Here is a 20,227-nt window from a genome sequence, read left to right as displayed (position 1 = left end):
GCAGATAGTTTTGTTGCAGACCATCTATCTCGGTCTCACTTGGTGGACTGGCGAGCCCTCCGCGCGGTGCGCGCCCCCTCGACGGGCGTCTCCAGATGCCCGGTGACCAGCCGGTTCAGCGCCCGCACCAGCACCTCCCGCTCCTCGTCCGGCAGGGATCCGAGCGCTTCCTGGTGCACCTCGTCGACGATCTTCTGACTGCGCGCGGCGACCTTCGCGCCCTCCGCGGTCACCGCGATGATCCGCGCCCGCCGGTCGGCGCTCGACGGCCGCCGTTCGGCGAGCCCCGCCTTCTCCAGCGCGTCCACGGTCACCACCATCGTGGTCTTGTCCATGTCCCCGATCTCCGCCAGCTGCGCCTGCGTCCGCTCCTCCTCCAACGCGTGCACCAGCACACAGTGCATCCGCGCGGTCAGCCCGATCTCCCCGAGCCGCGCGGCCATGCGCGTGCGCAGCACATGACTGGAGTGATCGAGGAGGTAGGAGAGATCGGGCTCGGTCCGGGTGGGCGCCATGGCAGTCATGCGGCCAGGGTAACGAGAAACGTTCCGTTGCGGACGATCGAGGAGGGGGCGGTCGGGAGGAGCGGGCGAGCGGGCGGGCGGGCGAGCGGGCTAGCGGGCAAGCGGGCGACCGGGAGGAGCGCCAGCGGCGGGAGGGGCGGGAGTGGCAGTCTGAGGTCATGCGGCCCCTGCTCTTCCTCGACGTCGACGGCCCCCTCATCCCCTTCGGCGGCCCCGGCCCCCACCCTTCATACGCCCCCGAACCGCCGCGTGACGCCCACCCGCTGCTCCACCGCGTGGATCCGGCCCACGGCCGGCGCCTCCTGGCCCTCGGCTGCGAACCGGTCTGGGCGACCACGTGGGCCGACGAGGCGAACGACGTCCTCGCCCCACGGCTCGGGCTCGCGCCGCTCCCGGTCGTGGACTGGCCGGAGGACGAGGGCGAGGGCGAGGGCGAAAGCGGGGGCGAGGGCGAGAGAGCGGGAGGGGGCGGGGGCGTCGGCGTCGGCTCGGTGGGGCGGCTGCACTGGAAGACGCGGCCGCTCGTCGGCCGTGCCGCGGGGCGGCCGTTCGTCTGGCTCGACGACGAGATCACCGAGGCCGACCGGCGCTGGGTCGCCCTCCACCATCCCGCCCCCGCCCTGCTCCGCCGGGTGGACCCGCGCACCGGGCTTACGGACGCGGACTACGCCGCGGTCGTCGCGTGGGTGGGTGAGTACGGGGACCTGGGGGAATGAGTGGGCGTGCTCAGGTTCGGGCGGGGGGTGGCCGGTCAGGATGGGGGTCGTCACCCCGCTCGTACCGAAGGAGCCCGCATGAACCCCGACTCGTACGCGGCGCCGCACGGATCCGGCCGCGCGGTGCCGGTGGCGCGGCGTGGGGAAGCGGCCGCCGCCGTGCTGGCCGGGGTGGTGTGGGCGGTGGTGCTGCTGCTGGGGGCCGTGCCGGCGGGGCTGGTGCTCATCGCCGCGTTCTGGGATGCCTCGGAAGGGCAGCCGGTAGGCGGCATGCTCCTGGGGGCCGGGCTGTTCGGGATCGGCATCTTCGCCGTCCCGGCCGCCCTGACCTTCGTCCCGCCCGCGCGGCGGCTGTCCGTGCCGGCGCGCTTCCTGCTCGCCGGTGTCCTGGCCCTGCCGCTCACGTTCGGGCTCCTCGTGTGGATCGCCACCCGGGGCGGCTGAGGCCCCGGGCGGCGGAGCGCCAGGTCAGGCGCGCGGCTGGTTGAACCGCAGCATGTTGCCCGCCGGGTCCCGGAACGCGCAGTCGCGCACGCCGTACGGCTGGTCCATGGGCTCCTGCAGGACCTCACCGCCCGCCGAGCGGATGCGCTCGAACGTGGCGTCCACGTCGTCCGTGCGGAAGATGACGCCGCGCAACATTCCCTTGGCGAGCAGCTCGGCGGCGGCCTGGCGGTCGGCGGCCGGGGCGTTCGGGTCGGCCAGCGGCGGTTCGAGGACGATCTCGACGTCCGGCTGCGTGGGCGACCCGACGGTCACCCAGCGCATCCCCTCGAAGGAGACGTCGTTGCGGATCTCCAGGCCCAGGGCGTCGCGGTAGAAGGCGAGCGCCTTGTCGTGGTCGTCGACGGCGATGAAGCACTGGGAGAGGTTGATGGTGTTCATGGCGACGACGCTACGAGCCGGGGGAGGTTTCCGCTTCTCCGATCCTGATGTGTTTCCGGGAAGCCTTTCGCTCTACGGGCCCCTAGGGGTCCCTACGGGCCCGCCGGGGCCCGTTATGGTGCCGGCTCCCGTGCCGACTCCGGTGCCGGCTCCGGGGTCGGCTCCGGCGTCGGTTCGGGGGTGGGTCCGGCTTCGGGGCCCGGGGCCGGGGCCTTCGGGGCTCGGGTCGGGCGCGTCAGGAACTTCGCCACGCACGCCGGGATCGGCTCGCCCGCCTCGTGGTCGCGGGCGCGGTACGCGCTCGGGCTCTCCCCGACGAGCTCCGTGAAGCGCGTGCTGAACGAGCCCAGCGACGTACAGCCCACGGCGAAGCAGACCTCCGTCACGCTCAGGTCGCCGCGCCGCAGCAGCATCTTCGCGCGCTCGACGCGGCGCGTCATCAGATAGCTGTACGGCGTCTCCCCGTACGCCGCCCGGAAGCTGCGCTGGAAGTGCCCCGCGGACATCAGCGCGGCCCGGGCGAGTGCCGGGACGTCCAGCGGCTCCGCGTAGTCGCGGTCGATCATGTCCCGCGCGCGGCGCAGTCGTACCAGGTCGTCGAGGTTCGGCGGCGTCACGGGTCCAGCATGGCACGGCCCGCCCCCACCGTGGCGGGTTGTCCACAGGCGGCTCGGTTGTCCACAGGTGAGCAGGAATCGAGAAGCAACGCCGCCCCGCCCCGCCTAGCCTGGCTCCCAGGACAGCAGCGCGGGGATCGCGGGAACGTCACCGGATCGCGGGAGCCGCGGGGATCGCAGGGAGAGACGTCAGCCATGAGCAGATCGCACGCCGCCGACAGCCACGACATGATCCGCGTGCACGGCGCGCGCGAGAACAACCTCAAGGACGTCAGCATCGAGCTGCCGAAGCGCCGGCTCACCGTGTTCACGGGGGTGTCCGGCTCCGGCAAGAGCTCCCTGGTGTTCGACACGATCGCCGCCGAGTCGCAGCGGCTGATCAACGAGACGTACAGCGCGTTCGTGCAGGGCTTCATGCCCTCCCTCGCCCGCCCCGAGGTCGACGTGCTCGACGGTCTGACGACCGCGATCACCGTCGACCAGCAGCGCATGGGCGGCGACCCCCGCTCCACCGTCGGCACCGCCACCGACGCCAACGCGATGCTCCGCATCCTCTTCAGCCGCCTGGGCACCCCGCACATCGGCGGCCCGAAGGCCTTCTCCTTCAACGTCGCCTCGATCAGCGGCGCCGGCGCGGTCTCCGTGGAGAAGGGCGGCAGGACCGTGAAGGAGCGGCGCAGCTTCAGCATCACCGGCGGCATGTGTCCGCGCTGCGAGGGCCGCGGCAGCGTCTCCGACATCGACCTGACCGCGCTGTACGACGACTCCAAGTCGCTCGCCGAGGGCGCGCTCACCATCCCCGGCTACACGATGGACGGCTGGTACGGCCGGATCTTCAGCGGCAGCGGCTTCTTCGACATGGACAAGCCGATCCGCCGCTACACCAAGCGCGAGCTCGCCGACCTGCTCCACCGGGAGCCCACCAAGATCAAGGTCGAGGGCATCAACCTCACCTACGAGGGGCTGATCCCCAAGCTGCAGAAGTCCGTGCTGTCGAAGGACATCGACTCCCTCCAGCCGCACGTCCGCGCCTTCGTCGAGCGCGCGGTCACCTTCGCCGTCTGCCCCGACTGCGACGGCACCCGGCTCAACGAGGGCGCCCGCTCCTCGAAGATCGGCGAGGTCGGCATCGCCGACGCCTGCGCGATGCAGATCAGCGACCTGGCCGAGTGGGTCCGCGGCATCGAGGACCCGTCGGTGGCGCCGCTGCTCGCCACGCTGCAGCAGACCCTCGACTCGTTCGTCGAGATCGGCCTCGGCTATCTCGCCCTCGACCGCCCCTCCGGCACCCTCTCCGGCGGCGAGGCGCAGCGCGTCAAGATGATCCGCCACCTCGGCTCGTCCCTGACGGACGTCACGTACGTCTTCGACGAGCCCACGACCGGCCTGCACCCGCACGACATCCAGCGCATGAACGACCTGCTCCTGCGGCTGCGCGACAAGGGCAACACGGTCCTGGTCGTGGAACACAAGCCGGAGACGATCGCGATCGCCGACCACGTCGTCGACCTCGGCCCGGGTGCCGGTGCGGCCGGCGGCAGCGTCTGCTTCGAGGGCACCGTCGCCGGGCTGCGCAAGAGCGGCACCGTCACCGGCCGCCACTTCGGCGACCGGGCCTCGCTCAAGAAGTCCGTGCGCGAGCCCACCGGCACCCTGCGGATCCGCGGCGCCAAGGCGAACAACCTGCGCGACGTCGACGTCGACGTCCCGCTGGGCGTGCTCGCCGTCGTCACCGGCGTCGCCGGCTCCGGCAAGAGCTCCCTGGTGCACGGCTCGATCCCGGCCGGCGCGGGCGTGATCTCGGTCGACCAGGGCGCCATCCGCGGCTCGCGGCGCAGCAACCCGGCCACGTACACGGGTCTGCTCGAACCGATCCGCAAGGCGTTCGCCAAGGCCAACGGCGTGAAGCCGGCCCTGTTCAGCGCCAACTCCGAGGGCGCCTGCCCCACCTGCAACGGCGCCGGCGTCGTCTACACCGATCTGGCGATGATGGCCGGTGTCGCCACCCTCTGTGAGGAGTGCGAGGGCAGGCGGTTCCAGGCCTCCGTGCTGGAGTACCACTTCGGCGGGCGGAACATCGCCGAGGTGCTCGCGATGTCCGTGAGCGAGGCCGAGCGCTTCTTCGGCGCGGGCGAGGCGCGCACCCCGGCAGCCCACCGGATCCTGGAGCGCCTCGCCGACGTCGGCCTCGGCTACCTGAGCCTGGGCCAGCCGCTCACCACGCTCTCCGGCGGCGAGCGCCAGCGCCTCAAGCTGGCCACGCACATGGGGGAGAAGGGCGGGGTGTACGTGCTCGACGAGCCGACCGCCGGGCTGCACCTCGCCGACGTCGAGCAGCTACTCGGGCTGCTCGACCGGCTGGTCGACTCCGGCAAGTCCGTGATCGTGGTCGAGCACCACCAGGCGGTCATGGCGCACGCCGACTGGATCATCGACCTGGGCCCGGGCGCCGGTCACGACGGCGGGCGGATCGTCTTCGAGGGCACCCCGGCGGATCTGGTCGCCGCCCGCTCCACCCTGACGGGCCGGCACCTCGCGGAGTACGTGGGCGCCTGAGCGCCTACGAGGCGGGCGGCCGGGTGCGTGCGGACCACGGCGCTACGCCGGGGCCCGGGCGCCGTCCGTCGCCCGTACGCGGAAGGTGCGGCGGTAGGTGTCGGGGGGTACGCCGACCGTGCGGTTGAAGTGCCGGCGCAGGGTCGTGGCGGTGCCCATCCCGGTGGCCGCCGCGATCCCGTCGACGCCCTCGTCGGTGGTCTCCAGGAGTTCCTGGGCCCGCCGGATGCGCTGGGCGAGCAGCCAGCGCAGCGGGGTCGTGCCCGTCACCGCGCGGAAGTGCCGGGCCAGATGACGGGAGCTCAGCCCGGCCCGGCGGGCCAGGTCCTCGACGGTGAGCGGCTCGTCGAGCCGTGCCATGACCCAGGGGAAGAGCTCGGCGAGCGGGTGGTTGCCGGGCGCGGGCACCGGGGTGGTCACGAACTGGGCCTGGCCGCCGTCCCGGTGCGGCGGCACGACGAGCCGGCGGGCGACCGTGTTGGCGACCGCCGAGCCGTGGTCGAGGCGCACCAGGTGCAGGCACAGGTCGAGCGCGGCGGCCTTGCCGGCGGAGGTGAGGACGCTGCCCTCGTCCACGTAGAGCACATCCGGGTCGACCGTCACCTCGGGGTGGCGGGCGGCCAGCACGTCGGTGTGGGCCCAGTGTGTGGTGGCCCGCCGTCCGTCCAGCAGCCCGGCGGCGGCGAGCACGAAGGCGCCGGTGCACAGCGAGGCCACCCGGGCGCCCGCCTCGTGGGCCGCGCGCACGGCGTCGACGAGCTCGGCGGGCGGGGCGGCGTCGACGTCGGCCCAGCCGGGGACGATCACGGTCCCGGCGTACGGGAGCCGGTCGAGCCCGTGGTCCGGTGCGAGCAGGAACCGCCCGACGCGGACGGGCCCGGGGCCGCAGACGGTGAGGTCGTAGTCACGGGCGAACACCTCGGTGGCGATGCCGAGTTCGAAGTGGAGCATGCCGTCGGTGACGGCCACGGCGACGGCGTGGCCGGGGGAGTCGGCGGCGGTGGGGGCGCCGGAGCGGGCGGGGGTGCCGGAGTGGGCGGGGGTGCCGAGGTCCATGGAGTCCACGTCCGAAACTGTACGCGGCCCGTCGTTTCCGACACTCACGGTGCGCCGTGGCCGCGGCCGAGGATGGCGGCATGACCTCAGGACAGACAGTGGTGGTGTACGGCGCCTACGGGCACACGGGCCGATTCGTGGTGGCGGAGCTGCGCGCCCGCGGCTTCGTCCCCGTGCTCTCGGGCCGCGACGAGCGGAAGCTGGAGGAGCTGGTGGCGGAGGGCGTCCGTGCGGACGTCCGCCCGGCGTCGGTCGACGACCCGGCGGCACTCGACCGGGCGCTCGCGGGCGCGGCGGCCGTGGTCAACTGCGCGGGCCCGTTCGCGACGACGGCCGGACCGGTGATCGAGGCGGCCCTGCGGGCGGGGATCCCGTACGTGGACGTGGCGGCCGAGATCGAGGCCAACCGGGACACGTTCGAACGGTTCGCCGACCGGGCGCGGGCCGCCGGGACGCCGGTCGTGCCGGCGATGGCCTTCTACGGCGGTCTCGGCGACCTGCTGGCCACCGCCGCGATGGGCGACTGGACGGCGGCCGACGAGGCGCACGTCGCGTACGGCCTGGACAGCTGGCACCCCACGGCCGGGACGCGCGCCGCCGGTGTGGTCTCGCGCGAGCGGCGCGGCGGCCGGCGCCCGGTGTTCACGGACGGCCGGCTCCGGTACCGGGACGACGCGCCGCCGACCCTGGAGTGGGCGTTCCCGGCGCCGATGGGGACGCGGAAGATGATCGGCGAGTTCACGATGGCCGATGTCGTGACGCTGCCGAGCCACCTCGCGATCCCCGAGGTGCGGACGTCCATGACGGTCGAGGCGGCGGGCGACCTCGCCTCGGCGGACACGCCGGAGCCGGCCCCGGCCGACCCGAGCGGGCGCTCGGCGCAGACCTTCCTCGTCGACGTCCTCGTCCGCTCCGGCGCGCGGGAACGCCGCGCCACGGCCACCGGCCGGGACATCTACGCCGTGACGGCCCCCCTCGCGGTCGAGGCCGTCGCCCGCATCCTCACCGGCCGTACGCGCGCGGCCGCGGGCGTCCTGTCGGCGGGCGCCCTCTTCGACGCCCCCGACTTCCTGCGCGCGCTGGCCCCCCACGTGACGGTTGAGCTCCCCGCGTAACAAAACTATTGCAAGCGCCTGCTTGCAATAGTTAGCACCGGCTGGCAAGGTCGTCGCATGGCTTCACTCAACGTCGGCAATCTTGGCGAGTACCTCCGCGAGCAGCGGCGCACCGCGCAGTTGTCCCTGCGGCAGCTCGCCGACGCGGCGGGAGTGTCGAATCCGTATCTGAGTCAGATCGAGCGGGGGCTGCGCAAGCCCAGCGCCGAGGTGCTGCAGCAGGTCGCGAAGGCCCTGCGGATCTCCGCCGAGACGCTGTACGTGCGCGCCGGGATTCTCGACGAACAGGAGCGGGACGAGCTGGAGACGCGCGCCGTCATACTGGCCGATCCCTCGATCAACGAGCGGCAGAAGCAGGTGCTGCTCCAGATCTACGACTCCTTCCGTAAGGAGAACGCCGCCGAGAGCGCCACGGGGCAGCAGGCGCAGTACGCGCCGCCGACGCAGCCCACCGACACGTAGAACCTCTGGGAGGACCACGACCATGGCCATCATCGACGAACTGCGTACCCCTCTCTACTTCGCCGCCGGCACCGCCGACCTCGCCGTGCAGCAGGCCAAGAAGGTCCCGGGCCTGATCGAGCAGATCGCCGCCGAGGCGCCGAGCCGCATCGAGGCCGTGAAGAAGACGGACCCGAAGGCGGTGCAGGAGAAGGCGCAGGCGAAGTTCGCCGAGCTCGTGGGCGGCCTCGACACCGACCTGAAGAAGCTCGGCGAGCAGGCCCAGGACCTGGCCCTGCGCGGGGTCGGCGTCGCGGCCGAGTACGCGGTGAAGGCCCGCGAGAAGTACGAGGAGCTGGCCGCGCACGGCGAGGAGGCCGTGCGGGCGTGGCGCGGCGAGGTGGCCGACGAGATCACCGAGATCGCGGTCGTCGTCGAGCCGGAGCCGGCGCCGAAGGTCGCGGAGGAGCCGGCGGAGGAGCCCGAGGCCAAGAAGGCCCCGGCCCGCAAGACCTCCACGCGCAAGGCCCCGGCCAAGAAGCCCGCGGCCGAGAGCGTCGAGAGCTGAGCGAGAACTCGGCGAGCGCCGACGGAAGCCAGGCGGAAGCCAGGCGAAAGCTGGGCGGAAGCTGGGGCGAGCGCTCGGCGGAAGCTGAACGAGCGCTTGGCGGAAGCCGGGCGAGCGCTTGGCGGAAGCCGGGCGAGCGCTTGGCGGAAGCCGGGCGAGCGCTTGGCGGAAGCCGGGCGAGCGCCGGGTCGAAGCTGAGCGAGAGCTCGGGCAAAGCTGAGCGAGAGCTCGGGCAAAGCTGAGTGAGAGCTCCGCGAAAGGCCGGGCGCGGGCTCGGCGACAGGCGTACGAGCGAGAAGCGGGAGTGCCGCGGGTGAGGCCGAGCGGCAGGTCCGGGCACCAATCCCGGTGTCCGGAGCGTTGTACCGGGTACCTTGGCCGCGAGGCGCTCCACCCACTCACCTAGGCGGTGCTCAGCATGTTGGCGAACGGCTTCGACTCGATCCTTTCCCTGGTGACGTTCCTGGTCTTCACCGGCTTCGCCGTCGCCGCGTTCGCCTTCGCCGCCACGGCGCGCGAGGACGCCTATCGCGCGGCCGACAAGCAGACCAAGAAGTTCTGGATGATCCTGCTCGGCGTCAACCTGATCCTGAACCTGCTGCTGCCGATGCTGTTCCTGCAGATCGCCGGGCTCATCGCCGCCATCGTGTTCATGGTCGACGTGCGCCCCGCCCTCCGGCAGGTCACGGGCGGCGGCGGCCGGCGCGGCGGCGGCTCCAGCAGCGACGGCCCGTACGGCCCGTACAACGGCGGCCGGTAGGGCCGGTCCGACAGCGGCGGGCCCGGGGCTAGCCCCGGGCCTTGTCGCGTTCCAGGGCCAGGACGGCCACGTCGTCCGTCAGCTCCCCGCCGTTCAGCGAGCGCACCTCCGTCACGGCCGCGTCGAGCAGCTCCTCGCCCCTCAGCCCCTCCGTCAGCTGCCGGTTGATCATCTCGACCATCCCGTCCTGGCCGAGCCGCGGTGAGCCGGGGCCCGCCGACCGGCCCTCGATCAGGCCGTCGGTGTACATCAGCAGGCTCCAGGTCGGGCCCAGTTCCACCTGCCGGCGCGGCCAGCGGGCGCGCGGCAGCACGCCGAGGGCCGGCCCGCTGTCCTCGTACGGCAGGAGCTGCGCCGCACGGCCGTGCCGGGCGATCAGCGGCGAGGGGTGCCCGGCCAGGCAGAGACCGGCCCGGCGCCCGTCGGGCGCGATGTCGACGGTGCAGAGGGTCGCGAAGATCTCGTCGCTCTCCCGCTCGTGCTCCAGGACCTGCTGGAGGGTGGAGAGCAGCTCGTCCCCGCACAGGCCCGCGAAGGTCAGCGCCCGCCAGGCGATCCGCAGCTCCACGCCCAGCGCGGCCTCGTCGGGGCCGTGGCCGCAGACGTCGCCGATCATGGCGTGGACGGTGCCGTCGGGCGTGCGGACGGTGTCGTAGAAGTCGCCGCCGAGCAGCGCACGGGACCGGCCGGGCCGGTAGCGGGCGGCGAACCGCAGGTCGGAGCCCTCGAGGAGCGGCGTGGGCAGCAGCCCGCGCTCCAGCCGGGCGTTCTCCTGGGCGCGCAGCCGGGACTCGGCCAGCTTGATCTTCACGACGTCGTTGCGCTTGCGTTCGACCGCGTACCGGATGGCGCGGCTGAGCAGCCGCCCGTCGAGCTCCTCCCGGAAGAGGTGGTCCTGGGCCCCGACCCGTACGGCCTCGGCGGCCAGGTCGGCGTCCGCGGACGCGGCGAGCGCGAGGACGGCGTGCCGCGGGGCGAGCCGCAGGATGTGCTGCAGCGGCGCGAGCGGGTCGTCCTCGGCCCTGCGGGGGGTGGGCAGGGCGAGGTCGACGAGCACGCAGTGCACGTCGTCGGTGAGGAGCCGCTCGGCCTCGGTGAGGTTGCGGGCGGTACGGATACGGACCCGGGTGCCGGCCGCGTCGAGCAGCTCGGGTACGGCAAGGGCGCCGGCCGGGTCGTCCTCGACGACCAGGAGCGTGAGGTCGTGGGCGGTGCCGGGCGTTCCGGGTGCCGCGGGAGAATCGATTCTCTGACGCGGTACGGGTACGGGCATCGGTTTGGGTTTCCTTCCCTCCCCCCGAGGGCCGGGGACCGACCATAGCGGTACCGCGCGCCGCAGCGGAATGGCGATCACGCAGTGAACCGGCACGTCGGTATGGCATATGCCACGGATGGGGAGGTAGTCGTCGTCCGGAAGCCACGTGGGGAGCCCTTCGAGGGCTCAGGGCGTGCTCTCGCGAGCCCTCGGGACGATGAGAAAGGTCACTCCGGAGCGCGCGGAAGCGCTCAGGGCCGGCCGGGGTTCGCGTCCGCCCGAGCCTCGGGCCCGCCGCCCCGCCGTCACCCCGGGCGGACGACCCCGAGGATCTCCATCGAGCCCGCGCCCGCGATCGTCACGTTCCGACCGGGCCGGGGTGCGTGCACGATGGCCCCGTTGCCCACGTACATCCCGATGTGACTGGCGTCCTTGTAGTAGACGATGAGGTCGCCGGGGCGCATGTCCTTGATGTCGACGTGCGGCAGCAGCCGCCACTGCTCCTGAGAGGTGCGCGGGATGTCGCGGCCGGCGGCGGACCAGGCGGTCTGGGTCAGCCCCGAGCAGTCGTACGAGGCGGGGCCCTCGGCCCCCCACACGTACGGCTTGCCGATCTGCGCCGTCGCGAACTCCACCGCCCGCTTGCCCGCCGGGGTCGTCCGGTCGCTCAGGCCATTGAGGACGCCGGAGCCGATCCAGGCGGTCTGGTTCCGGTACTGCTCCTGCTCCTCCAGGCGCAGCAGCCGCGCGCGCTCCTCGGCGGCGAGCTCGGACTCCAGCTTCTTCGCCGCCTCGATCTTGTCGTTGATCTCCTTCTTCGCCCTGGCCTGCTTGACGCGGTTGGCCTCCAGCTTGGTCCAGTTGATGCTGGCGTCCTTGGCGTACGTGGTCAGTTCGGCCTGCGTACGGGTCATCTCGCCGAGCAGGTCCCTGGTGGCCTTCTGGCCCTCCTTGAGGCGCCCCGCGTTGTCGAGGAAGAGCTGGGGATCGTCGGTGAGGACGAACTGGGCGCCGTCCGGCAGCCCGCCGTTGCGGTACTGGGCGCGGGCCGCGGCGCCCGCGCGCGCCTTGAGGTCCTCGATCTTCTCCCGGCCGGCCACGATCATCCGGGCCAGCTTCACGATCTCCTCGGACTGCTCCTTGGTCTTCTCCTCGGCGAGGTTGTACGCGTCGGTGGCGGACGCGGCCTGGCGGTACAGGCCGTCGATCTCCTGGCGGACCTCTTCGAGGGTCTTCCTGGGCTGCTTCGGCGGCGGCGGGAGCGGCGCGGCGGAGGCCTGCAGGGTGAGCGCGGGTGAGGCAAGCACCGTCAGGGCGCAGACCACGGTGAGCGTGGTGATGGCATGGCGGCGTCGGTTCACTGGCTCCCCCTCGGACACCGATCTGATTTACCGTCAGTAACTTGGTCGTGACCTGGCGATAGTGCCATGCGAAACACGAAAACGACAGGGGAAAGCGGGGCCTGTCGGGTCACTTCCCCCCAGGGGGGACGAGTGTTGCTCCTGCTGCGTTCCCGAGTGGGCAGAAATTCAGGGACAGTTGGGCAAACGGCCGTACGGCGACCCGCCGACCGGCCCCGGACGGTCGCTCACCCCCGCGGCGCAAGCGCCTCCCACCGCACCGTCACCTCGCCCTGCCGCCAACGCCGCGGACCGTCCGTCAGCGGCCAGTCCACCGCCAGGTCGCGTACGGCGCGGATCCAGCGCTGCCGCGCGCCCAGCGAGGCGAAGGGGGCGGCCGCCGCCCACGCGCGGTCGAAGTCGCGCAGGAAGGCGTGCACCGGCTCGCCCGGCACGTTCCGGTGGATCAGCGCCTTCGGCAGCCGCTCCGCGAGGTCGGAGGGCCGGTCGAGCGAGCCGAGCCGGGTCGCGAAGGTCACCGTCCGGGGCCCGCTCCGGTCCAGCGCGACCCACACGTGCCGCCGGCCGATCTCGTCGCAGGTGCCCTCGACCAGAAGTCCCTCGGGGGTGAGCCGCGCGCACAGGCGCTGCCAGACCGCGGCGACCTGCTCCTCGTCGTACTGGCGCAGCACGTTCGCCGCGCGGATGAGGGAGACCTCGCCGGGCACCGGCACCTCGAAGCCGCCGTGCCGGAAGGTCAGCCCCTCGCGCTCGTACGGCTGGGCGGCGGCGACCCGGGCGGGCTCGATCTCGACGCCGACGACGAGGGTGCGGGGATCGGCGGTGCGCAGTCGCTCCAGGAGCTCGACCGCGGTCCAGGGGGCGGCGCCGTAGCCGAGGTCGACGGCGACCGGCGGCGCGACGGAGCGGCGCAGCGCCGGACCGTGCACGGCCGCTGTCCAGCGGTCCATGCGGCGCAGGCGATTGGGGTTGGTGGTCCCGCGGGTGACCGTGCCGACGGGGCGGGTGACGGCGAGCGGAGCGAGATGGGGGTCCCCCCAGGCGGAGCTCTGGGGGAGGGTGGTGCGCGGGGCCATGGAACGAGCGTAAAGGGTGCGGGAGCGGCACCGGCGCGCCGCTGGGGGCCCCGACACGCCACCCCGCCGGTAATGAATTGGCAAAACGACCCTGCCGAAGGAAATGAAAGGGGGCATTCCGGTGTTCTGGTCGCCGGAGGGTGCGACGCGCCCTTCGTCTGCCATGCCCGACAGCGGAAGGACCGTCGACGTGAGCCAGTACGTGTCCCGGTTCGCCGGCACTCTGGCGGCGCCGCCCCGGCTCCGGCTCCCCGGCCGGCACCGCAGCCCGCGCCGCGTGGCCATGCTCAGCGTGCACACCTCCCCGTTGCACCAGCCCGGCACCGGTGACGCCGGCGGCATGAACGTCTACATCGTGGAGCTGGCCAAGCGGCTCGCCGCGATCAACGTCGAGGTCGAGATCTTCACCCGGGCCACCACCGGAGGCCTCTCCCCGGTCGTCGAGCTCGCCCCCGGCGTGCTCGTACGGCACGTGGACGCGGGCCCGTACGAGGGGCTCGCGAAGGAGGAGCTGCCGGCCCAGCTGTGCGCCTTCACGCACGGCGTGATGCAGGCCTGGGCGGGCCACCGGCACGGGCACTACGACTTGGTGCACTCCCACTACTGGCTCTCCGGCCACGTCGGCTGGCTCGCCGCCGAGCGCTGGGGCGTCCCGCTCGTCCACACCATGCACACCATGGCCAAGGTCAAGAACGCCGCGCTCGCGGAGGGTGACACGCCCGAACCCGCGGCCCGGGTGATCGGCGAGACCCAGGTCGTCGCGGCCGCCGACCGGCTCATCGCCAACACCGCGGAGGAGGCCGACGAGCTCGCCCGCTTCTACGAGGCCGACCCCGCCAAGATCGCCGTCGTCCACCCCGGCGTGAACCTCGACCACTTCCGCCCCGCCGACGGCCGCGCCGCCGCGCGGGCCCGGCTCGGGCTGCCGCAGGACGCCTTCGTCCCCGCCTTCGCCGGCCGCATCCAGCCGCTGAAGGCCCCCGACATCCTGCTGCGGGCCGCGGCGGTGCTCCTGGAGCGCGACCCGTCGCTGCGCTCGCGCATGGTGGTGCCGGTGGTCGGCGGTCCGAGCGGCAGCGGCCTCGCCAAGCCGGAGGGGCTGCAGAAACTCGCCGCCAAGCTGGGCATCTCCGACCTCGTCCGCTTCCACCCGCCGGTCGGGCAGGACCAGCTCGCGGACTGGTTCCGGGCGGCCAGCGTGCTCGTCGTGCCCTCGTACAGCGAGTCCTTCGGTCTCGTCGCCATCGAGGCGCAGGCGGCCGGCACCCCGGTCGTCGCGGCGGCGGTGGGCGGCCTGCCGGTGGCCGTACGGGACGACGTCACCGGCTTCCTGGTGCAGGGCCACGACCCGGTGGACTACGCCCGCGCGCTCGGCCGCTTCCTCGAGGAGCCGCAGCTGTCCGCGCGGATGGGCGCCGCGGCGGCCCGCCACGCCGCGTCCTTCGGCTGGGACACGGCGGCGTCGGGGACCGCGGACGTCTACACGGCCGCCATGCACGACCACCGGCTGCGCGACAACCGCCGTCGCGTACGCTCGCACCATGGCTGAGGGCGAGGCACAGGCACAGGACGTCCGGCGGATCGTCGAGGACACGTTCAAGGACGCGGAACTGGAGTGGGAGTCCCCGGAGCCGGGCTCCTACGTGGTCAAACTCCCCGGCACGCGCAAGCTGTTCACCACGCTCTCGCTGCGCGTCGGCCGCCACTCCCTCTCCCTCAACGCCTTCGTCATCCGCCACCCGGACGAGAACGAGGCGGGCGTCCACCGCTGGCTCCTGGAGCGCAACCTCAAGCTGTACGGCGTGAGTTACGCCGTCGACGGGCTCGGCGACATCTACCTGGCCGGCAAGCTGCCGCTGGCCGCCGTCAGCCCCGACGAGCTGGACCGGCTCCTCGGCTCCGTCCTGGAGGCGGCGGACGGCGACTTCAACACGCTCCTGGAGCTGGGCTTCGCGACGGCGATCCGGCGGGAGTACGCGTGGCGGGTGTCGCGCGGCGAGTCCACGCGCAACCTCGACGCGTTCAAGAACCTGACCCAGAAGCCCGCCAACTGAACCCTGTTTGACCCCTTCCTGCACGGGTGATGTCGTGCCATGCTCACGCCGGCGCAAATCTGAACACCGTTCATATACGTGAAGGGCTCAGGTTCATGGCACTCGGCAGGCTCAGCAGAAGGCGGTTCGTCGGCGGCGCGGCGGCGGTCGTGGCGTCGGCCACGACCGCGGGATTCACCCCGGACCGAAGCCCGGACGGGATCCCGGACCGAAGCCCGGCCCGAAGCCGGGGCGGGATCCCGGACCGGATCCCGGGCGGCACTCCGGGCGGCACCCCGGGCCGCACCCCCCTCTGGGAGGAGTACGCGGCCGCCCCCTACACCCACCCCCAGATCCCCTACGTGGGCTCCGCCGGCGCCCACGCCGGAGCCGGCCGGCTCCCGCGCCCGCCCGTCGTCGAGAACGTCCTCGCCCACGGCGCCACCCCGGACGGATCCGGCGACTCCGCCCCCGCGATCAACCGCGCCCTGGCGGCCGCCGGGGCCCGGGGCGGCGGCACGGTCCTCGTCCCGCCCGGCACGTACCGGATCGACGGCTATCTGCACATCGGCGACAGCGGCGTCGTCCTGCGGGGCGCGGGCTCCGGCCGGACGACCCTGCGGGCCACCCACAGCCTGACCGAGCTCATCGGCCCCTACGGGTCCCGCTATGGCGGCGACAAGTCGGCCTGGTCCTGGGCGGGCGGCCTGATCTGGCTCTCCCCGCGCGCCCGGCACGCCTCCCTCGTCGCCGCGATACGGGAGAGGGCCTGGCCCTTCGAGGGCTGGACCGGCAACCGGCGGGACGAATGGGCCACCCTGACCGCCGTCGGCCCGGCCCGGCGCGGCGACCACACGCTCACCGTCGCCGACCCGTCCGGCCTGCGCCGCGGACAGCTGGTGCTGCTCCGGCTCGCCGACGACGCCGGCCACACCCTCCTGGAGCACATGGCGGGCGGCGGCCCCGGCCCCGAGGCGTACTCCTGGGACGACAAGACCAAACTGACCTCGTACGTCCCCTACGAGTGGCCCGTACGGATCACCCGGATCAAGGGCGCGCGCGTCCACCTCGAACGCCCCCTGCCCCTGGACGCGCGCCCCGAGTGGGATCCCCGGCTCGTCTCGGGGGTCGAGGCCCTGACCGGCTCGGGGGTCACCGGCCTGACCCTGGAGGCGCCGTTCGTCGGACAGTCCCCGCACCTGCTCGACAAGGGCTACAACGGCGTCACCTTCCAGTGCGCGTACGACTGCTGGGCCGAGGACGTCGTCGTCCGCGACGTCGACAACGGCTTCGGGCTCGTCGCCGCCTCCGCCTGCACCCTGCGCCGCACGCGCGTCGAGGGGCGCGGCTCCCACCATCCGTACTTCTGCCGGGAGGGATCGCACGACAACCTCGTCGAGGACTTCCGCATCGGCGCCCGCACCGTCCCCGCCCCGGCCGGGACCCAGCTGCACGGCATCAACGTGGAGGGCCTGTCCAGCCACAACGTGTGGTCGCGCGGGGTCATGGAGACGGGCACCTTCGACACCCACCGGGGGATGCCGTTCGCCTGCGTCCGCACCGAGATCACCGTCCGGAACGACGGCCGCCACGGCGGCGACGCCTCCGCGGGCCCGCTCTACGGCGCCCGCTTCACCCACTGGAACGTGACGGTGACCAACGGCCGGGCGGGCCTGGTGCGGCTCGACTCCGTCGCGCCCTACAGCGCGACCGTGGGGATCAGCGAGGTGCGGGAGTTCGACCAGACCGACGTGCCGGACTTCACGGGCGACCTCCACACGCGCCTGGAGGCGTACGGCGCGCCCGACGCCGTACGCCCCCGGAATCTGTACGAGGCGCAGAAGCCCTTCAGGAGGAGCTGACGGCCTCCGTCCGGCCCTTGTCCCCGGACTCCTCGACGACCGGGACGTCCCCCGCGGCGTCGGCGACCGGGACGTCCTCCTCGGCGTCGGCGAGGGCGGTGCGCAGCCGGGTCTGGTAGCCGAGGGCGGCGAGGGCCCCGATGACGGCGCAGGCGATCCACAGGACGTCGGGTCCGGGCCCGTCGACGACCCAGCCGGCCAGGACCGGGGCGACGAAACCGGCGACCGCCCAGGACATGCCCATCACGCCCTGGTAGCGGCCGCGGGCGTGCTCGGGCGCGAGCCGGGCGGTGGCGGCGGCGTTGGTGGGCACGTGGACCATCTCGCCGATCGTCCAGACCACGACGGTCGCGCCGAAGGCGAGCGAGCTGCCGGCGAGGGCTGTGGCGCCGGTGCCGAGGGCGAAGAGGAGGGAGGAGACGGTCAGCAGGTGCACCGGCGAGCGCTTGTCGGTGACCTTGTTGACGAGCAGCTGGAAGCCGACGATGACGACGCCGTTGACGGCGATGACGGCACCGTACGCGGAGGGTTCGAGGCCCTCGGCGGCCATGGTGAGCGGCAGCCCGATCCAGGGCGCGGTGAAGACCAGGCAGACGAGCAGGTTGAGCGTCACCAGGGTGCGGAAGGGCGCGTCGCGCAGCACGGTGAGGACGCTGACCTTGTCCTCGGCGACGGGCCGGCCCGCCGTGTCGGTCTTCGCCTCCGGCCGGGTCTCCGGCAGGCGGAGGAAGACGATCAGCGCGCAGAGCACGGTGGCGGCGGCGTCGACGAGGAAGAGCGTGCGGTAGCCGAGGACGATCGCGACACCGCCGCCGATGGCGGCGATGGCGAAGCCGAGGTTGAGTGCCCAGTAGTTGAGGGCGTAGGCGCGGCGGACGTCGTGCGCGGGGACGAGGTCGGCGATGCTCGCGTTGATGGAGGGCCGGACGCCCTGCATGGCGACGCCCATGAGCAGCACGACGAGGGCGACGCCCCAGGCGCTGGTGACGACCGCGAGCAGGACGGAGCAGGCGGCGGCCGCCAGGTGCATGCTGACCATGGTGGGACGGCGGCCCCACCGGTCGGTGAGCATGCCGCCGAGCGGCGACCCCGCCACACCGCCGAGCCCGTGGAGGGCGACGACGAGTCCGGCGAACCAGGCGGAGTGCCCGAGCTCCTGGGTGAGGTAGAGGGACAGGAAGGTGAGGACGAAGGCGCCCGTCCGGTTGACGAGGGTGGACAGCCACAGCCACCAGAAGCCCCCCGGGAGTCCCGAGACCGTGGCGCGCGCAGATCGTCTGAGCGAGTCGATGGACATGTGTGGCCGGCCCCCTGGTGCGTGTAAGTCCCTCATGCGGCTCTCGTAACTTACGCATCTCATACGCCGGACGCCAGCGAATTGACGGTGCGCGTCAATCGGCGGCCGTCGTCTAGGCTCGGACACATGGCCGACGCACCGTACAAGCTGATCCTCCTCCGCCACGGCGAGAGCGAGTGGAACGAGAAGAACCTGTTCACCGGCTGGGTGGACGTCAACCTCACTCCGAAGGGCGAGAAGGAGGCGACGCGCGGCGGTGAGCTGCTGAAGGACGCCGGCCTGCTCCCGGACGTGCTGCACACCTCCCTCCAGAAGCGCGCCATCCGCACGGCGCAGCTGGCCCTGGAGGCCGCCGACCGCCACTGGATCCCGGTGCACCGCTCCTGGCGCCTGAACGAGCGCCACTACGGCGCGCTGCAGGGCAAGGACAAGGCGCAGACGCTCGCCGAGTTCGGCGAGGAGCAGTTCATGCTGTGGCGCCGCTCGTACGACACCCCGCCGCCGGCCCTCTCGGACGACAGCGAGTTCTCGCAGGCCCACGACGCCCGCTACGCGACGATCCCGCCGGAGCTGCGCCCGCGGACCGAGTGCCTGAAGGACGTCGTCCAGCGGATGCTCCCGTACTGGTACGACGCGATCGTCCCGGACCTGCTGGCCGGCCGCACGGTCCTGATCGCCGCCCACGGCAACAGCCTGCGCGCCCTCGTCAAGCACCTCGACGGCATCTCGGACGCCGACATCGCGGGCCTGAACATCCCGACGGGCATCCCGCTGTCCTACGAGCTCGACGAGAACTTCAAGCCGCTCAACCCGGGCGGCACGTACCTGGACCCGGAGGCCGCGGCGGCGGCGATCGAGGCCGTGAAGAACCAGGGCAAGAAGTAACCTTCCGCCACGAAACGGCCTCCGACCTGCGACGTCTTCGCCGGAAGGGGGCCTTTTTCGTGGGCGGGGGTCGTCCGCGGGTGGGGCCATCCGTGGGCGGGGTCGTCCGCGGGCGGGGTCGTCTGTGTGCGGGGCTGTCCGTGGGCGGGGGCCGTCCGTGGGCCGTCAGGACTGTTTCCGTACCCTGCGCCAGCGCGACCGCGTCTGCTCGACGATGCTGTCCCACTGGCGTCTGACCTCGTCCTCGGAAGGACGTCGTCCTTCCCGGATCCGCATCAGTTCGTCCCGGACCTCCCGTCCGATCGCCGCGGAGACGACGATGACGAGCATGGCGCCGAAGAGAGCCGTGATCACCCCGAGCACCGCACCGGCAGAGCCGTAGCGGGAGACGTAGGAGTTGAACAGACGCGGCAGGTAGACGGTCGCGCACACCGAGTAGGCCGCGGCGAGGACGGCCGCGGTGACGGCGAAGGGAAGCAGGACCGGCCGGCTCAGCCGCTTCGCCGAGAGGAGCCGGCCGCTCCACAGGAGGAACGCCGACGTCACCGGCACCTCGCACACGGCCGCCAGGAGCCCCAGCCGCCCCACGTCGAGGACCACGTAGAGCCACCCGATGACCGCCGTGTAGCAACTGAGGGCCAGGATCCACCAGAGGCCGTTGCGCGTGTTCCGCACACTGAGCGGCCTCAACTCCCAGGTCTGCTCGAAAAGGCGCTGCGTGGCGCGGGCGAAGCTCAGCGCCGAAAGGGCCAGGAACGCGATCCCGAAGACACCGGCGCTGGTACTCGTGCCGCCGGCGGAGAACACCGCCCTGACGGCCTCGGCCCCCTCCCCGGTGAGGCCGTAGCGATCGATGACCCGGTCGGCGGCCTCACTGCCGAGAACGGCACCGCTCAGCACGGCAAGCGGCACCAGAGCGGTCAGCGCGCTCGACGCCAGCGCCATCGAGCGGTCGAAGCCCACGATCTTCTGGAATCGGTTGATCACGCGCAGCACAAAGCTGGGACGCAGCCAGAACGTCAGTTTTCCGCCGAGCTGTTGGCGGTCGATCCCAGGCGTCCTGTCCTCCGTGATGCCGTCCCTGCCTGAAGAAGCCAGCCTAGGAACCGCCCTCGCGAAGTCAGCAGTGACACGCGGACGGCCCCGGCCGCGTCTCCGCCCGGGCCCCGGCGTCCAGCAGAGCCTTCGGGGTTCTTCGTCTCGGGATTGTCGCGGGTTGG

The 20,227-nt window shown here is 72.7% G+C and carries 20 protein-coding genes; 11 read left to right on the top strand and 9 right to left on the bottom strand.

Translation table 11 applies throughout. The features are described from left to right. Positions 1–35: 35 nt before the first annotated feature. On the bottom strand, positions 36–524 hold the full coding sequence (locus tag ACIGXE_RS30620; RefSeq protein ID WP_399752355.1) for a MarR family winged helix-turn-helix transcriptional regulator: 489 nt from the start codon (positions 522–524) through the stop codon (positions 36–38). 158 nt (positions 525–682) lie between these two features. Here ACIGXE_RS30620 and ACIGXE_RS30615 point away from each other — a divergent pair, with 158 nt between their 5' ends. Both ACIGXE_RS30615 and ACIGXE_RS30610 read left to right on the top strand, forming a co-directional pair. Beyond that, on the top strand, positions 683–1,240 hold the full coding sequence (locus tag ACIGXE_RS30615; RefSeq protein ID WP_399752353.1) for an HAD domain-containing protein: 558 nt from the start codon (positions 683–685) through the stop codon (positions 1,238–1,240). Positions 1,241–1,318: 78 nt separating this feature from the next. Further along, on the top strand, positions 1,319–1,684 hold the full coding sequence (locus ACIGXE_RS30610; RefSeq protein ID WP_399752351.1) for a hypothetical protein: 366 nt from the start codon (positions 1,319–1,321) through the stop codon (positions 1,682–1,684). A 24-nt stretch (positions 1,685–1,708) separates the two neighbouring features. Here ACIGXE_RS30610 and ACIGXE_RS30605 read toward each other — a convergent pair whose 3' ends face one another. After that, positions 1,709–2,125: a VOC family protein gene (locus ACIGXE_RS30605; RefSeq protein ID WP_365347506.1), complete on the bottom strand. Its 417-nt coding sequence runs from the start codon at positions 2,123–2,125 to the stop codon at positions 1,709–1,711. A 113-nt stretch (positions 2,126–2,238) separates the two neighbouring features. After that, the gene (locus ACIGXE_RS30600; RefSeq protein WP_399752484.1) at positions 2,239–2,691 is read right to left on the bottom strand and encodes a helix-turn-helix transcriptional regulator; all 453 of its coding nucleotides are present in this window, start codon (positions 2,689–2,691) and stop codon (positions 2,239–2,241) included. A gap of 246 nt (positions 2,692–2,937) precedes the next feature. Here ACIGXE_RS30600 and ACIGXE_RS30595 point away from each other — a divergent pair, with 246 nt between their 5' ends. Next, the gene (locus ACIGXE_RS30595) at positions 2,938–5,298 is read left to right on the top strand and encodes an ATP-binding cassette domain-containing protein (protein WP_399752349.1); all 2,361 of its coding nucleotides are present in this window, start codon (positions 2,938–2,940) and stop codon (positions 5,296–5,298) included. Positions 5,299–5,340: 42 nt separating this feature from the next. Here ACIGXE_RS30595 and ACIGXE_RS30590 read toward each other — a convergent pair whose 3' ends face one another. Continuing rightward, the gene (locus ACIGXE_RS30590; protein ID WP_399752482.1) at positions 5,341–6,354 is read right to left on the bottom strand and encodes a helix-turn-helix domain-containing protein; all 1,014 of its coding nucleotides are present in this window, start codon (positions 6,352–6,354) and stop codon (positions 5,341–5,343) included. A gap of 80 nt (positions 6,355–6,434) precedes the next feature. On the opposite strand from ACIGXE_RS30590, the gene ACIGXE_RS30585 reads away from it, so the two are divergent. The 4 genes from ACIGXE_RS30585 to ACIGXE_RS30570 all read left to right on the top strand — a co-directional run bounded on the left by ACIGXE_RS30585 (position 6,435) and on the right by ACIGXE_RS30570 (position 9,238). Continuing rightward, on the top strand, positions 6,435–7,469 hold the full coding sequence (locus ACIGXE_RS30585) for a saccharopine dehydrogenase family protein (RefSeq protein ID WP_399752347.1): 1,035 nt from the start codon (positions 6,435–6,437) through the stop codon (positions 7,467–7,469). Positions 7,470–7,526: 57 nt separating this feature from the next. Next, positions 7,527–7,931: a helix-turn-helix domain-containing protein gene (locus tag ACIGXE_RS30580; RefSeq protein ID WP_399752344.1), complete on the top strand. Its 405-nt coding sequence runs from the start codon at positions 7,527–7,529 to the stop codon at positions 7,929–7,931. A 22-nt stretch (positions 7,932–7,953) separates the two neighbouring features. Continuing rightward, the gene (locus tag ACIGXE_RS30575) at positions 7,954–8,478 is read left to right on the top strand and encodes a hypothetical protein (RefSeq protein WP_399752343.1); all 525 of its coding nucleotides are present in this window, start codon (positions 7,954–7,956) and stop codon (positions 8,476–8,478) included. A gap of 418 nt (positions 8,479–8,896) precedes the next feature. Beyond that, positions 8,897–9,238 carry a DUF2516 family protein gene (locus tag ACIGXE_RS30570; RefSeq protein ID WP_399752341.1) on the top strand — a complete coding sequence of 114 codons (342 nt, stop codon included), beginning with the start codon at positions 8,897–8,899 and terminating at the stop codon, positions 9,236–9,238. 28 nt (positions 9,239–9,266) lie between these two features. On the opposite strand, the gene ACIGXE_RS30565 is transcribed toward ACIGXE_RS30570, so the two are convergent. The 3 genes from ACIGXE_RS30565 to ACIGXE_RS30555 all read right to left on the bottom strand — a co-directional run bounded on the left by ACIGXE_RS30565 (position 9,267) and on the right by ACIGXE_RS30555 (position 12,930). Further along, positions 9,267–10,511, bottom strand: a complete 1,245-nt coding sequence (locus ACIGXE_RS30565) for a PP2C family protein-serine/threonine phosphatase (RefSeq protein WP_399752339.1) — start codon at positions 10,509–10,511, stop codon at positions 9,267–9,269. Positions 10,512–10,798: 287 nt separating this feature from the next. Further along, the gene (locus ACIGXE_RS30560; RefSeq protein ID WP_399752337.1) at positions 10,799–11,854 is read right to left on the bottom strand and encodes an NlpC/P60 family protein; all 1,056 of its coding nucleotides are present in this window, start codon (positions 11,852–11,854) and stop codon (positions 10,799–10,801) included. 227 nt (positions 11,855–12,081) lie between these two features. After that, positions 12,082–12,930: a class I SAM-dependent methyltransferase gene (locus ACIGXE_RS30555; RefSeq protein ID WP_399752335.1), complete on the bottom strand. Its 849-nt coding sequence runs from the start codon at positions 12,928–12,930 to the stop codon at positions 12,082–12,084. 190 nt (positions 12,931–13,120) lie between these two features. Here ACIGXE_RS30555 and mshA point away from each other — a divergent pair, with 190 nt between their 5' ends. The 3 genes from mshA (at position 13,121) to ACIGXE_RS30540 (ending at position 16,825) form a co-directional block, all read left to right on the top strand. After that, positions 13,121–14,479: a D-inositol-3-phosphate glycosyltransferase gene (mshA, locus tag ACIGXE_RS30550; protein WP_399752332.1), complete on the top strand. Its 1,359-nt coding sequence runs from the start codon at positions 13,121–13,123 to the stop codon at positions 14,477–14,479. Then, the gene (locus ACIGXE_RS30545; RefSeq protein ID WP_399752330.1) at positions 14,472–14,984 is read left to right on the top strand and encodes a YbjN domain-containing protein; all 513 of its coding nucleotides are present in this window, start codon (positions 14,472–14,474) and stop codon (positions 14,982–14,984) included. The genes mshA and ACIGXE_RS30545 overlap by 8 nt, the downstream gene beginning before the upstream one ends. A 95-nt stretch (positions 14,985–15,079) precedes the next feature. Further along, the gene (locus ACIGXE_RS30540; RefSeq protein ID WP_399752328.1) at positions 15,080–16,825 is read left to right on the top strand and encodes a glycosyl hydrolase family 28-related protein; all 1,746 of its coding nucleotides are present in this window, start codon (positions 15,080–15,082) and stop codon (positions 16,823–16,825) included. Here the strand turns inward: ACIGXE_RS30540 and ACIGXE_RS30535 are convergent. Next, entirely contained in the window at positions 16,812–18,122 is a 1,311-nt protein-coding gene (locus ACIGXE_RS30535; protein WP_399752326.1) for an MDR family MFS transporter, read from the bottom strand. The two genes, ACIGXE_RS30540 and ACIGXE_RS30535, sit on opposite strands and share 14 nt — an antisense overlap. Before the next feature lie 126 nt (positions 18,123–18,248). On the opposite strand from ACIGXE_RS30535, the gene ACIGXE_RS30530 reads away from it, so the two are divergent. Continuing rightward, on the top strand, positions 18,249–19,007 hold the full coding sequence (locus ACIGXE_RS30530; RefSeq protein ID WP_399752324.1) for a phosphoglyceromutase: 759 nt from the start codon (positions 18,249–18,251) through the stop codon (positions 19,005–19,007). A gap of 165 nt (positions 19,008–19,172) precedes the next feature. On the opposite strand, the gene ACIGXE_RS30525 is transcribed toward ACIGXE_RS30530, so the two are convergent. Beyond that, on the bottom strand, positions 19,173–19,994 hold the full coding sequence (locus tag ACIGXE_RS30525; RefSeq protein ID WP_399752322.1) for a hypothetical protein: 822 nt from the start codon (positions 19,992–19,994) through the stop codon (positions 19,173–19,175). Between the last annotated feature and the right edge of the window lie 233 nt (positions 19,995–20,227).

Source organism: Streptomyces sp. NPDC053431, from assembly GCF_044544925.1.
GTDB lineage: Bacteria > Actinomycetota > Actinomycetes > Streptomycetales > Streptomycetaceae > Streptomyces.
This window is presented reverse-complemented; position numbering and strand designations above follow the sequence as displayed.

Bases quoted from the DNA above. Each gene is read 5' to 3' on its own strand.
- ACIGXE_RS30590 (WP_399752482.1), bottom strand. From the start codon at position 6,354: ATGGACCTCGGCACCCCCGCCCACTCCGGCACCCCCGCCCGCTCCGGC.
- ACIGXE_RS30610 (WP_399752351.1), top strand. From the start codon at position 1,319: ATGAACCCCGACTCGTACGCGGCGCCGCACGGATCCGGCCGCGCGGTG.
- ACIGXE_RS30530 (WP_399752324.1), top strand. From the start codon at position 18,249: ATGGCCGACGCACCGTACAAGCTGATCCTCCTCCGCCACGGCGAGAGC.
- ACIGXE_RS30580 (WP_399752344.1), top strand. From the start codon at position 7,527: ATGGCTTCACTCAACGTCGGCAATCTTGGCGAGTACCTCCGCGAGCAG.
- ACIGXE_RS30540 (WP_399752328.1), top strand. From the start codon at position 15,080: ATGGCACTCGGCAGGCTCAGCAGAAGGCGGTTCGTCGGCGGCGCGGCG.
- ACIGXE_RS30585 (WP_399752347.1), top strand. From the start codon at position 6,435: ATGACCTCAGGACAGACAGTGGTGGTGTACGGCGCCTACGGGCACACG.
- ACIGXE_RS30605 (WP_365347506.1), bottom strand. From the start codon at position 2,125: ATGAACACCATCAACCTCTCCCAGTGCTTCATCGCCGTCGACGACCAC.
- ACIGXE_RS30570 (WP_399752341.1), top strand. From the start codon at position 8,897: ATGTTGGCGAACGGCTTCGACTCGATCCTTTCCCTGGTGACGTTCCTG.
- ACIGXE_RS30565 (WP_399752339.1), bottom strand. From the start codon at position 10,511: ATGCCCGTACCCGTACCGCGTCAGAGAATCGATTCTCCCGCGGCACCC.
- ACIGXE_RS30545 (WP_399752330.1), top strand. From the start codon at position 14,472: ATGGCTGAGGGCGAGGCACAGGCACAGGACGTCCGGCGGATCGTCGAG.
- ACIGXE_RS30575 (WP_399752343.1), top strand. From the start codon at position 7,954: ATGGCCATCATCGACGAACTGCGTACCCCTCTCTACTTCGCCGCCGGC.
- ACIGXE_RS30555 (WP_399752335.1), bottom strand. From the start codon at position 12,930: ATGGCCCCGCGCACCACCCTCCCCCAGAGCTCCGCCTGGGGGGACCCC.
- ACIGXE_RS30535 (WP_399752326.1), bottom strand. From the start codon at position 18,122: ATGTCCATCGACTCGCTCAGACGATCTGCGCGCGCCACGGTCTCGGGA.
- ACIGXE_RS30595 (WP_399752349.1), top strand. From the start codon at position 2,938: ATGAGCAGATCGCACGCCGCCGACAGCCACGACATGATCCGCGTGCAC.
- ACIGXE_RS30615 (WP_399752353.1), top strand. From the start codon at position 683: ATGCGGCCCCTGCTCTTCCTCGACGTCGACGGCCCCCTCATCCCCTTC.
- ACIGXE_RS30600 (WP_399752484.1), bottom strand. From the start codon at position 2,691: ATGATCGACCGCGACTACGCGGAGCCGCTGGACGTCCCGGCACTCGCC.
- ACIGXE_RS30620 (WP_399752355.1), bottom strand. From the start codon at position 524: ATGACTGCCATGGCGCCCACCCGGACCGAGCCCGATCTCTCCTACCTC.